At 42.6% G+C, this 11,055-nt stretch carries 12 protein-coding genes and 1 rRNA gene; all 13 read right to left on the bottom strand.

Going from position 1 to position 11,055, the window contains the following annotated elements; translation table 11 throughout:
* Window positions 1-84 (bottom strand): 16S ribosomal RNA (locus AC1DSK_RS15635); the annotation flags it as partial.
* Window positions 85-478: 394 nt separating this feature from the next.
* Entirely contained in the window at window positions 479-1,969 is a 1,491-nt protein-coding gene (lysS, locus tag AC1DSK_RS15630; protein WP_477548504.1) for a lysine--tRNA ligase, read from the bottom strand.
* Window positions 1,970-2,162: 193 nt separating this feature from the next.
* A complete protein-coding gene (dusB, locus tag AC1DSK_RS15625; protein ID WP_477548503.1) occupies window positions 2,163-3,188 on the bottom strand; it encodes a tRNA dihydrouridine synthase DusB in 1,026 nt (341 codons plus the stop codon).
* A gap of 16 nt (window positions 3,189-3,204) precedes the next feature.
* Window positions 3,205-3,417 carry a helix-turn-helix domain-containing protein gene (locus tag AC1DSK_RS15620; RefSeq protein ID WP_016429927.1) on the bottom strand — a complete coding sequence of 71 codons (213 nt, stop codon included), beginning with the start codon at window positions 3,415-3,417 and terminating at the stop codon, window positions 3,205-3,207.
* The gene (gene folK, locus AC1DSK_RS15615; protein WP_477548502.1) at window positions 3,369-3,887 is read right to left on the bottom strand and encodes a 2-amino-4-hydroxy-6-hydroxymethyldihydropteridine diphosphokinase; all 519 of its coding nucleotides are present in this window, start codon (window positions 3,885-3,887) and stop codon (window positions 3,369-3,371) included. Before folK ends, AC1DSK_RS15620 begins: the two co-directional genes overlap by 49 nt.
* Entirely contained in the window at window positions 3,884-4,252 is a 369-nt protein-coding gene (folB, locus tag AC1DSK_RS15610; protein WP_477548501.1) for a dihydroneopterin aldolase, read from the bottom strand. The genes folK and folB overlap by 4 nt, the downstream gene beginning before the upstream one ends.
* Window positions 4,253-4,264: 12 nt before the next feature.
* Complete coding sequence (folP, locus tag AC1DSK_RS15605; RefSeq protein ID WP_477548500.1) at window positions 4,265-5,116, bottom strand: dihydropteroate synthase; 852 nt, start codon at window positions 5,114-5,116, stop codon at window positions 4,265-4,267.
* Complete coding sequence (gene pabC, locus AC1DSK_RS15600; protein WP_477548507.1) at window positions 5,113-5,970, bottom strand: aminodeoxychorismate lyase; 858 nt, start codon at window positions 5,968-5,970, stop codon at window positions 5,113-5,115. The genes folP and pabC overlap by 4 nt, the downstream gene beginning before the upstream one ends.
* Window positions 5,970-6,563, bottom strand: a complete 594-nt coding sequence (gene pabA / locus AC1DSK_RS15595; RefSeq protein ID WP_477548499.1) for an aminodeoxychorismate/anthranilate synthase component II — start codon at window positions 6,561-6,563, stop codon at window positions 5,970-5,972. The genes pabC and pabA overlap by 1 nt, the downstream gene beginning before the upstream one ends.
* A complete protein-coding gene (locus AC1DSK_RS15590; RefSeq protein ID WP_477548498.1) occupies window positions 6,560-7,978 on the bottom strand; it encodes an anthranilate synthase component I family protein in 1,419 nt (472 codons plus the stop codon). Before AC1DSK_RS15590 ends, pabA begins: the two co-directional genes overlap by 4 nt.
* A gap of 223 nt (window positions 7,979-8,201) precedes the next feature.
* On the bottom strand, window positions 8,202-9,128 hold the full coding sequence (gene cysK, locus AC1DSK_RS15585) for a cysteine synthase A (RefSeq protein ID WP_477548506.1): 927 nt from the start codon (window positions 9,126-9,128) through the stop codon (window positions 8,202-8,204).
* A 123-nt stretch (window positions 9,129-9,251) separates the two neighbouring features.
* Window positions 9,252-10,190 carry a peptidyl-prolyl cis-trans isomerase gene (locus AC1DSK_RS15580; protein WP_477548497.1) on the bottom strand — a complete coding sequence of 313 codons (939 nt, stop codon included), beginning with the start codon at window positions 10,188-10,190 and terminating at the stop codon, window positions 9,252-9,254.
* Window positions 10,174-11,055: an Hsp33 family molecular chaperone HslO gene (gene hslO, locus AC1DSK_RS15575; protein WP_477531809.1), complete on the bottom strand. Its 882-nt coding sequence runs from the start codon at window positions 11,053-11,055 to the stop codon at window positions 10,174-10,176. Before hslO ends, AC1DSK_RS15580 begins: the two co-directional genes overlap by 17 nt.

The raw sequence follows: 11,055 nt of genomic DNA, 5'->3' as shown, positions 1-11,055 counted from the left end.
AGCTTCTTCATCATTCCGCTCGACTTGCATGTATTAGGCACGCCGCCAGCGTTCGTCCTGAGCCAGGATCAAACTCTCCATAATAGGTGAGTCGATTAGCTCGACTTTGTTGCTGGCGTCAAATTAATGACGTTTTAAAATGAACAATTAAGTTCAAGTTTTGCTTCCCACACCGAAGTGTGTTCCGCTTTATTGTTGACGTTTTGCTGTTCAGTTTTCAAGGTTCATTTCGTTGGTCACTCTCGCGACAGCAACTTTTATATCTTAGCAAATCCAGATTGTCATGTCAACAAAAAGTTTTGCTTTTTCTTTTTTGTTTGCCGCTCGTTTTGGCGACTTGATTACTATACCACCATACAAAAGGGTGCACAAGTCTTTTTAAAATTAAAAGATTATTAAAATAATAGGCCCCTGATTTTTCATTGAAAACAAAAAAAGAAGCCGGGACGTAACCCGACTTCTTTCTTGTATTGTTTACTTAATCACGATGACGCATTTGTGGGAATAACAGTACATCACGAATCGAAGGAGAATTCGTTAACAACATAATTAAACGATCAATCCCGATTCCCAGCCCACCTGTTGGCGGCATTCCGTATTCCAGCGCTTCGATAAAGTCGTCGTCCATTTCATGCGCTTCATCATTACCCGCTTCTTTTTCAACAAGCTGCGCTTCAAAGCGTTCGCGTTGATCGATTGGGTCATTTAATTCCGTAAAGGCATTTGCATGCTCACGACGAACAATGAATAACTCAAAACGATCTGTAAAGCGACCGTCTTCAGGATTTTTCTTAGCCAATGGAGAGATCTCCACTGGATGCCCATAAATGAAAGTAGGTTGAACTAATGACTCTTCCACTTTTTGTTCGAAGAACTCGTTAAGAACATGTCCCACTTCCATAGAAGGTTTCACATCTACCCCGTGCTCTTTCGCAAAAGCGTGTGCTTGTTCTTTTGTCATCTCTGCCCAGAAGTCTACTCCAGTAGCTTCTTTGACTGCATCTGCCATGTGCAGACGTTTCCAGCCTGGAGATAAATCAATTTCATCTTCCCCATACATTACTTTCGTTGTTCCCAGGACATCTTGAGCAACATGTGCGATTACATTTTCAGTCAACGCCATGATATCACGGTAATCAGCGTATGCTTCATATAACTCAAGCATAGTGAACTCAGGGTTGTGACGCGTTGAGATTCCTTCGTTTCGGAATACGCGGCCGATTTCATACACTTTTTCAAGCCCACCGACGATTAAACGTTTCAAGTGAAGCTCGATTGCGATGCGCATATATAAAGTCATGTCCAATGCATTATGGTGTGTAATGAATGGACGAGCTGCTGCTCCACCCGCAATTGCATGCATAAGTGGCGTTTCAACTTCAAGGAAACCTTGTCCATCCAAATAACGACGCATCGATTGGATGATACGGCTACGTGTAATAAATGTATGTTTGCTATCTTGGCTTGTAATCAAATCTAAGTAACGTTGACGGTATCGTTGCTCCACGTCTTTTAAGCCATGGAATTTTTCAGGCATCGGACGAAGTGCTTTCGTTAAGAATGTAAATTCAGTCGCTTTAACTGAAAGTTCTCCAACCTGTGTACGGAAAACTGTGCCACGAACACCCACGATATCTCCTAGGTCAGCAGTCGTAAACAAATGGTAAGCTTCTTCACCAATTGCATCTTTGCGTACATAGATTTGGATTTGTCCATCGAAGTCTTGAAGGTGAGCGAATCCAGCTTTCCCTTTTCCGCGCTTCGTCATGATTCTTCCGGCAATTGTTACTTCTTTTGGCTCTTCATCTAATTGTTCTTTTGAAAATTGATCGAACTCCTTGCGGATACCTTCGGATAAATGCGAACGTTCGAAACGTCCACCAAATGGATCAAGTCCACTTTCACTTATAGAAGTCATCTTTTGGCGTCTCACCAAAAGTTGATCGTTTAATTCATCTAAATGAGACATGTTCATTTCACTCCCTTTTCTTTTGATAGCTCCGGTTAGCCATTCATAATGAACCTATTGTACACAATTTCACATACGTCTTCACGTCTTTATTGATATTTCGGAAAAATCTCTTTGAATTTCCATAATTCTGAAAAATTATTTCTATATATAAAAGAGCTATCACCAAAAGTGACAGCTCTAATAACATGTTTTACATAACGCTTGTTTCAAGTTCACGACCTAAAGCCATTTGCTCATCTGCAAAGTTGTTGATGAATGCACGGAACTCTTGTGCGGATTCAGTTTGGTTAATCAAGTTACGAGCTTTTCCGTTTCCACGGATGCCTTTTAAGTACCATGAAGCATGTTTACGCATTTCTCGAACGGCAACGTATTCACCTTTAAGTGCCACTAAACGTTCGAAGTGAAGTAAGCAGACATCCATTTTCTCACGAACAGATGGTTCTGGCTTTAACTCACCAGACTCCAAATATTCTACCGTGCGATAAATCATCCAAGGGTCACCTAAAGCTGCGCGACCAATCATAACACCATCAACGCCAGTTTCCTCTAGCATACGCTTCGCATCTTGAGGTGTTTCAACATCACCATTACCGATAACCGGAATGTTGACGTTTTCTTTTACTTGGCGAATGATATCCCAATCAGCATAACCTTCATACATTTGCACACGTGTACGTCCGTGAACAGCTACAGCTGAACCACCCGCACGTTCAACTGCTTGTGCATTTTGAACTGCGTATAAATGATCTAGATCCCAGCCAGTACGCATTTTCACACTCACGGGTTTCTTCACGTTATCTACAACCGCCGCAACCATCTCGTAAATCTTTTCTGGTTCAAGCAATAGCTTAGCTCCCGCTTCACATCGAATGATTTTTGAAACTGGGCAACCCATATTGATATCGATAATATCAGCAGTTGTGTTTTGATCCACATATTTGGCAGCTTCAACAAGTGTTTCTTTGTCACCGCCGAAAATTTGTAATGACAACGGATTTTCTCTGTCATCGATGTATAGCATGTTCATTGTTTTTTCGTTTTTATGCACGATTCCTTTATCGCTGATCATCTCAGCATAAACAAGTCCTGCGCCAAATTCTTTAACGGTCAATCGGAATGCCGAGTTGCAAATACCTGCCATTGGCGCCAATACTACACGGTTATCCATTACGTGTTTACCGATTTGAAATGGCTTTTCACTCATTTTATTCATTGTTCATCCTCCTTTCTTATGAATTCGTTTCACCCATTAACTCTTCTACCTCTATATTCAGCACGGATGCCATTGTTTCTAGTTGTTGTTGTGTTGGTACTCGAGTTCCACGCTCGATTTGCCCTAAAATAGATGTCGACATTCCAATTTGTTTGGCAAAGTCGAGTTGCTTCATCGCTTTTAGTTTTCTAAACGCACGAATGCGTCTACCCCATCGATTGTTTTCCATACGTGAACGCCTTCTTTCTGTCCTTCTGCATACTCGCGAAAAGACACACCAGTTCCTGGATGTATGCCTTCAGGCAATAATTCCATCAACGGAACGAGAACAAACCCTCGTTCATGCATTCGTGGATGAGGGACAGTCAGTTTCTCTGACACTATATTTTCATCATTATAGAGCAAAATGTCAAGGTCTATGCATCTTGGCCCCCAACGAAATTCACGAATTCTCCCTAGAGTCTGCTCGGTTTCCAGGCAAATAAGAAGGATTTCATCTGCAGTTAAAGGACTCTTGATTTCAACGACGATATTTAAAAACGATGCTTGCTCTGTATAACCGACTGGGTCCGTCTCATAAACCGACGACACTGCGGTGACTTCTAAATTGTTCTCCATTTGCAGCATTTTAACCGCATCTTGCAACATCTCGAAACGATTACCTAAATTCGACCCTAATGAAAGATAGGCGGTATTCATACATATGTACCTCGCGTAATTTCAACAGCTACCGAACGGTAATGTCCAGGAATCGGGGGATCAGGTTTAATCAACATCACTTTGCAACCTTTTACAATTCCTTCAAACTTCGTCAAAATTTCTTGTGAGATTCGCTCTGCCACCGTTTCCACAAGCTTCACAGGTTCACCCTCTACAATCTTTTGGCAAACAAAGAATGCCTCTGCATAGTTAACGGTTTCCTCAAGATTGTCCGTTTGACCAGCTGCCTGTAAGTCCACTGCCAATGATAAGGTTACACGGAATCGTTGACCGAGTTTCGTTTCTTCAGCAAACACACCGTGATAGCCCCAAAATTCCATATCGTTCACATGAATATAATCCATTTATTTCGCCCCTTAACGTTCTATGTATGGTTGTTTACCAGTCAATACATCCATCATGCGTACTGTACGAACGATTTCTTTCACGTCATGTACACGCATCATATGACATCCATGTATGATACCGAAGGAAACGGTTGCTGCGGTTCCTTCCAAACGTTCCTCAACAGGCAAATTTAAAATGTTGCCAACCATGGACTTACGGGATGTACCAAGCAGCACGGGATATCCCATTTCCACTACTTCTTGTAAATGCTGCATCATCCATATGTTTTGTTCGGTCGTTTTCCCAAATCCAATGCCGGGATCTAACCAAATTTGTTCATCAGGAACGCCTGCGTCTTTAGCTATTTGCACACTTTCCTCCAGATCCTTACGTACATCCGGCCAGAAATTTGCGTATTCCGTGTTATCACGATTGTGCATCAATAAAATCGGCACGCCAAGTCTTGCCGCCACTTCGGCAATTGCGGGTTCACGTTTCGCTCCCCACACGTCATTGATAATATGAGCGCCAGCAAGGATGGCAGCTTCCGCAACTTTCGCTTTATACGTATCAATCGAAATAGCCACATCCAGTTCACGCACCAACGCTTCGATTACAGGAATAACACGTGAAATTTCTTCTTCTTCACTTACGGCATCATGACCCGGGCGTGTTGATTCCCCACCGATATCAATTATTTTCGCTCCATCAGCCACCATTTTTTTCGCATGAATAATTGCTTCTTCTATAGCGTTAAAACGTCCACCATCCGAAAAAGAATCCGGTGTCACATTCAGTATTCCCATGACAATCGTTTCGTTATGAAAATCAAATACCATCCCATTCACTTCGAACTGTTTTGTGTAATGTGTTAAATTCACTCAAATCGCTCCTTGTTTACCCGTTCCACTTGTTTTGCATACAGTTGATGTAACTGCGTATAGATTAACCCATCTTTTCCATCAAAACTTCTTGACCCCAGTTGGCGAATTGGTACCAATTCTTGTACCGCATTTGAAACAAATACTTCACTGGCCGCTTCTAGCCTATCTGGAGTAAATAGCCCTTGTTCTACATGCAAGTCGAGTGCAGTTGCTTTTCGCAACACCCAGTCACGCGTAATTCCCGCTAATATGCCTGTCTCCAGTGAGGGAGTATAAAGTACACCTTCTTGAACCCAGAAAATATTGGAGGTAATGCCTTCTGCAACATGTCCATCTTCCGTCAAAAAGAAACCTTCCTTCTCAGCTAGTGAAGGAAGTTCCAAGCGAGCACGGACGTTGTTGGCATAATGATGTGATTTGTGACGCATTCCACTTTCCGGTGTATTCCGATGCGTTTCCAACCATACCGCCGACTTTTCTTTTCCTCGCGTCATCGGCGGCAGTGCTTTTCTAAATAAAATTAACGTCGGTTTTTCATACTCTGCTGGCGCTAAACCGATATCATGCACACCGGCTGAAACGTTCATGCGGAAATAGCCATCTTCTCCGCCACTGCGCTCGTTCAACTCTTGAATAACCGATGTCAGCGTGCCTATATCTAATTTTATTGTCATTCGAAATTCATCGAGCGCAAGTTGCAACCGCTTCAAATGCTCTTCAAGCAAAAAAGGCTCTCCACCATACGTACGGAATGTTTCAAAAAAACCTAAGCCGTAGAGGAAGCCATGGTCAAAAGGAGAAATACGTAGCTCTTCCGCTTTTACAAATTCCCCATTCATCCAAGCCCACATTACGCTTCCTGCTTCTTTGCCGAATGGCAATACGTCTCAATGAAATTACGAAGCAATTGTTTACCCGCTTCCGTCATGATGGATTCTGGGTGATACTGGACACCTTCGACTGCATATTCACGATGACGAAGCCCCATTATTTCACCTTCTGCAGTCCAAGAAGTCACTTCGAGACAATCAGGAAGAGATTCTTTTTCAACAATCAAGGAATGATAGCGCGTCGCTGTAAATGGATTGGGCATCCCCGTATTTACACCTTTTCCATCGTGATGAACTGGGGAAGTTTTGCCGTGCATTAAACGTTCTGCACGAATGACATTGCCTCCGAACGCTTGTCCAATGGATTGATGGCCAAGGCACACACCGAAAATCGGAATTTTACCGGCAAAATGCGTAATGACTTCTAAACTGACGCCTGCATCATTTGGTGTACATGGTCCTGGAGAGACAACAATCATTTGCGGATTTAACGATTCAATATCCGTCATGGTCAATTCGTTATTTCGTTTAACAAGTAACTCTTCGCCGAGTTCACCGAAATACTGGACCAAGTTATAAGTGAAAGAATCGTAGTTATCAATCATTAAAATCATTTATTGCCCACTCCTTCCGCCATTGCTTTTGCTTGCCAAAGCGCTTTTGCTTTGTTTAGCGATTCGATATATTCGTTTTCAGGACTAGAATCAATAACTATTCCAGCTCCTGCTTGTATATGTGCCAAGCCATCCTGTACAAATGCTGTACGGATGACGATATTGAATTCCAAATCTCCTGTATAACCAAGCCACCCGATCGATCCCGTATATAAACCACGTCGTACCGGTTCAAGTTCTTCGATGATTTCCATTGTGCGGATTTTTGGTGCTCCCGTGATGGTTCCTCCAGGGAACACCGCTCGGATTACTTCCGTATTTGACGTATTCTCAGCAAGTGTTCCTCGAACATTCGAGACGATATGCATCACGTGCGAATACTTTTCAATGACCATAAACTCGTTTACTTCCACAGAACCGTACGCAGACACTCGTCCTAAATCATTGCGTTCTAAATCCACTAGCATCACGTGTTCTGCACGTTCTTTTTCGTTATCGATCAATTCCTTTGCAAGAAGCTCGTCTTCTTGTTCGTTCTTACCGCGAGGACGCGTTCCAGCAATTGGACGTGTCGACAGCTCGTCTCCTTTTTTCTTCACCAGTAATTCCGGTGATCCTGACACAACCGCAAATTCAGGCGATTGGATGAACGCCATATAAGGTGAGGGATTAAAAGAACGCAATGCCTCGTAGTATGTCACCGGTGAAACGGACAACGCTTTCGACTGGCGTACAGATAAGTTGACCTGGAATACATCCCCTTGTCCGATGTATGTTTGAATGCGACGCACAGCTTCTTCAAAAGCAAGGCCTGTCATCGACACATGCAGTTCAGTATGATCTTCCAGCACTTCGGTTGCTGCACCTGGTGAAAACATCCTGGAAGCGATGCCTTTTTTTGCAGCTTCCAACCACTTGTTACTTTCAACTTGCAAATCGACTGAAACGGTTGGCAAATGCATAACGTGCACACGTTCTTTTTCAATATCCAATACCGCCCATTGGTCGAGTAAATAGAAGTACAGATCTGGAATTTGCAAGTCATCCTCTGTCTCGTTAGGCAACACTTCGATTTGACGAGCATAATCGTACGTAATGAACCCCGCTGCACCACCTTGGAAATCCGGCAGCTCGTCAATATGTGCAAATTGATATTCAGCTACCAATTCCTCGACCAATTGCAACGCTTCTCCTTGCCGCACTTCCACCTTTCCATCACGCCATTCAATGCGTAATCCATCTTCCGTTGATTCAACGACTGCAAGTGGATTCCAGGAAGCAACGCTGTAGTGCCCTCCACGGCCGCTTTCCATCAAAATGTGGTAGGATTCATGTTGCGTTAATTCTTTATAGGCATAGTAAAATTCATCTTTATTTAAAGAAATCGTAGTTGTTTGTAGTTGAACATCACGCATGTTCGGTCTCCCCCTGAAAAACAATTATCGCTTTCATCTTATCGTGAAAGACCTATTGAAAGCCACAATAAAAGCGTAAAGTGCCACTTTAGCTCGACACCGGTGCTGAAAGGATGGTTTCCTTTATGCCAGGATTCATGAAAGAATGGAAGTTTTTAATATAAGTTGATACTTTATTAGGCACAAAAAAGAGAGAACGTCTCCGCTCTCTCCTCTGCCATTATTATTGTTCATCAAATTGGTATAATGGTGTACTTAAATAACGTTCCCCGTTCGAAGGAAGAATTGCTAATACTTTTTTTCCTTTTCCGAGCTTGCGTGCTACTTCCAATGCCGCATATACAGCTGCCCCTGAAGAAACTCCACCTAGAATTCCTTCTTCACGTGCCACTTTACGCGCAGTTTCATAGGCATCTTCGTTTGAGACTTGAATGATAGAATCGTATATTTCAGTATTCAATACTTCAGGTACAAAACCGGCACCAATTCCTTGGATTTTATGAGGTCCTGGTTGACCACCCGATAAAACAGCTGAATCGCTTGGCTCAACCGCTACAATTTCAATGCCTGGGAAATTCTTTTTCAGCACTTCACCAGCACCTGTAATCGTTCCGCCAGTTCCAATACCAGAAATGAAAGCATCCAGTTGATCCATAGCTTCTACAATTTCCGGTCCTGTTGTTAAACGATGCACTTCCGGGTTTGCAAAGTTATTGAATTGTTGTGGCATAAACCAACCATTTTCTTCAGACAGTTCAGTTGCTTTCGCAATAGCACCCTTCATTCCGTCCGGTCCTGGAGTCAGCACTAAATCCGCACCGTAAGCACGCAATAAATTGCGTCGTTCCAAACTCATGGTTTCAGGCATTACAAGGACGGACTTGTAGCCTTTTGCTGCTGCAATCATTGCCAGCCCGATTCCCGTGTTTCCGCTTGTCGGTTCGATAATCGTGTCACCTTGTTTTAATTTCCCATCACGTTCAGCCGCTTCTACCATTGAAAGAGCAATGCGATCTTTCACACTACTGCTTGGATTGAAGAATTCTAACTTCAAATAGACTTCTGCATCTTCAGGTCCTGTTAAACGATTTAATTTCACAATCGGGGTTTTCCCCACTAAATCAGCTACTGAATTTCCCACACGTGTCATTTTCTCACTCCTAATCCCTAGTAACTCAATTGGTTTTCGTTTCCTTAATTCTACCAATTCTTCTGACATTTCGCAAACAAAAAGCAGCCCCCTGAACGAATCAGAAAACTGCTTAAGTATATGTTATTCACCATAAAACCATTCGGTGTCAAATTCTTTCCAGAAAGCTTCAGGTGATACAGATTGTGGCAATTGCTCCAAAGCTAACTCTCTCTTAATCTGATTTTTTACATCATCATATGAAAAAGCTCGCCCTTTTGCGATATCTTGCACATACACAATGCCGTACCTTCCATCGGATAGGGGAACAGGGTCACTATATTGCTCTACTTCCAGTTTACTAGCTGCCGTTACAACTGAATAGTCCACATTCTCCTGACCTTCCGAAATAAAGCCAATATCTCCACCAAGGCTGGCTGAAGATACGTCAACTGAACGTTCACGAGCTAACACGTCAAAGGACGAACCATTTTCAAGTTCTTTTACCGTCTCCTGTGCATCCGATTCAGACTGCAAAACAATCAAGCTCGTCCGATACGTCGTTGGGATATTATACAGGGACTGATTTTCATCGTAAAAGGTTTGAATTTGTTCGTCTTCAATTACCACATCTTTTGTTAACACTTTATCTAAAATTAATTGCGCTCTCATTTGTTTGCGTTGCATATCGTCATTGAGCGAATGTACTTGTGAATTTGTACTATCCTGAGCAGAACGAATCAAGGCAATTTCCAAATCTACTTCTTTATCCGTTACTTCAATTTCGTATTTCTCCGCTGCCGCTTCCATCACTTTACCATTTACAAGTTCAAGAAGTGTTTCTTTTCCGTACTGTTCTTCCATTGCGACCATCCAGTCTTCACGGGTGATTTTCTCACCACCAACGGATGCAACTTCTTCACCGCCACCAGTTTTTTGATTCGGAATCATCCATGCGATGAACCACAATAAATTACCTAGCAGTAAAAGACCTAATACGATAAGTACTGGTTTTGTTTTCAATCTCCTCTGAGTAGGTCGATCATCCATTGGACGACGATCATTATTATGATTTAATCTCATCGATAAAAGATTCCAGTTCTTCTTTTGAATAGTGATACGTTTCCATACAGAAATGACATTGCGCCTCTGCACTTCCGTCTTCTTCAATCATTTCTCGAATTTCAGCTTCTCCCAACCCCAAAATGGCTGTGCCGAAACGCTCTTTTGAACAGTTACATTCAAATGAAACTGGCATTTGGTCAAGAATTTGGACATTTTCTTTCCCTAGTATCTCTTGTAGAAGTTCTTCAGGAGACAACCCTTTTGCGATCAATTTCGAAACGGGCTCCATTGAACTCAATTTTTCTTCGATAATTGTAATGGTCTCATCTTCAATACCAGGCATCAACTGAATAATAAACCCTCCAGCAGCCAGAATGCTGTTATCCGGATTTACTAAAACACCTAATCCAACAGAAGAAGGTACTTGTTCAGATGCTACAAAGTAATACGTGAAATCTTCACCTAATTCACCTGACACAATCGGAACTGAACCTGTGAAGAAATCACGAAGTCCAAGATCTTTCACAATCGTCAACATACCGTCAGTGCCAACCGCACGACGGACATCAAGTTTTCCATGTTCATTTAAATCAAAGTGAGTTTGCGGATTCGATGCGTATCCACGTACTTCCCCTTTTGAATTGCTATCTACAATAATGGCACCAATCGGGCCTTTACCTTCTACTTTTACCGTAAGTTTATCCTCACCTTTAAGCATAGCACCCATCATGACACCAGCCGTCATTGTACGGCCAAGAGCAGCAGATGCAGTCGGCCATGTTGCGTGGCGTTGTTGCGCCTCCCCTACGGTAACGGTTGTACGCACAGAAAATGCCCGCACTTTGCCATCAAATGCTAATGCTCTTACTAAATAATCACTCAT

Source organism: Paenisporosarcina sp. P4_B8 (genome assembly GCF_056402175.1).
Note: the sequence above shows the minus strand (reverse complement) of the source record. Positions and strands in the feature narration are given on the sequence as shown.

Excerpts from the sequence above, each read along its gene's own strand:
- pabC (WP_477548507.1), bottom strand. The coding sequence starts at position 5,970 with ATGTGGGCTTGGATGAATGGGGAATTTGTAAAAGCGGAAGAGCTACGT.
- AC1DSK_RS15620 (WP_016429927.1), bottom strand. The coding sequence starts at position 3,417 with ATGGAAAACAATCGATGGGGTAGACGCATTCGTGCGTTTAGAAAACTA.
- lysS (WP_477548504.1), bottom strand. The coding sequence starts at position 1,969 with ATGTCTCATTTAGATGAATTAAACGATCAACTTTTGGTGAGACGCCAA.
- hslO (WP_477531809.1), bottom strand. The coding sequence starts at position 11,055 with ATGAGTGATTATTTAGTAAGAGCATTAGCATTTGATGGCAAAGTGCGG.
- folK (WP_477548502.1), bottom strand. The coding sequence starts at position 3,887 with ATGAATACCGCCTATCTTTCATTAGGGTCGAATTTAGGTAATCGTTTC.
- folB (WP_477548501.1), bottom strand. The coding sequence starts at position 4,252 with ATGGATTATATTCATGTGAACGATATGGAATTTTGGGGCTATCACGGT.
- AC1DSK_RS15580 (WP_477548497.1), bottom strand. The coding sequence starts at position 10,190 with ATGAGATTAAATCATAATAATGATCGTCGTCCAATGGATGATCGACCT.
- pabA (WP_477548499.1), bottom strand. The coding sequence starts at position 6,563 with ATGATTTTAATGATTGATAACTACGATTCTTTCACTTATAACTTGGTC.
- AC1DSK_RS15590 (WP_477548498.1), bottom strand. The coding sequence starts at position 7,978 with ATGCGTGATGTTCAACTACAAACAACTACGATTTCTTTAAATAAAGAT.
- dusB (WP_477548503.1), bottom strand. The coding sequence starts at position 3,188 with ATGAATAAAATGAGTGAAAAGCCATTTCAAATCGGTAAACACGTAATG.
- cysK (WP_477548506.1), bottom strand. The coding sequence starts at position 9,128 with ATGACACGTGTGGGAAATTCAGTAGCTGATTTAGTGGGGAAAACCCCG.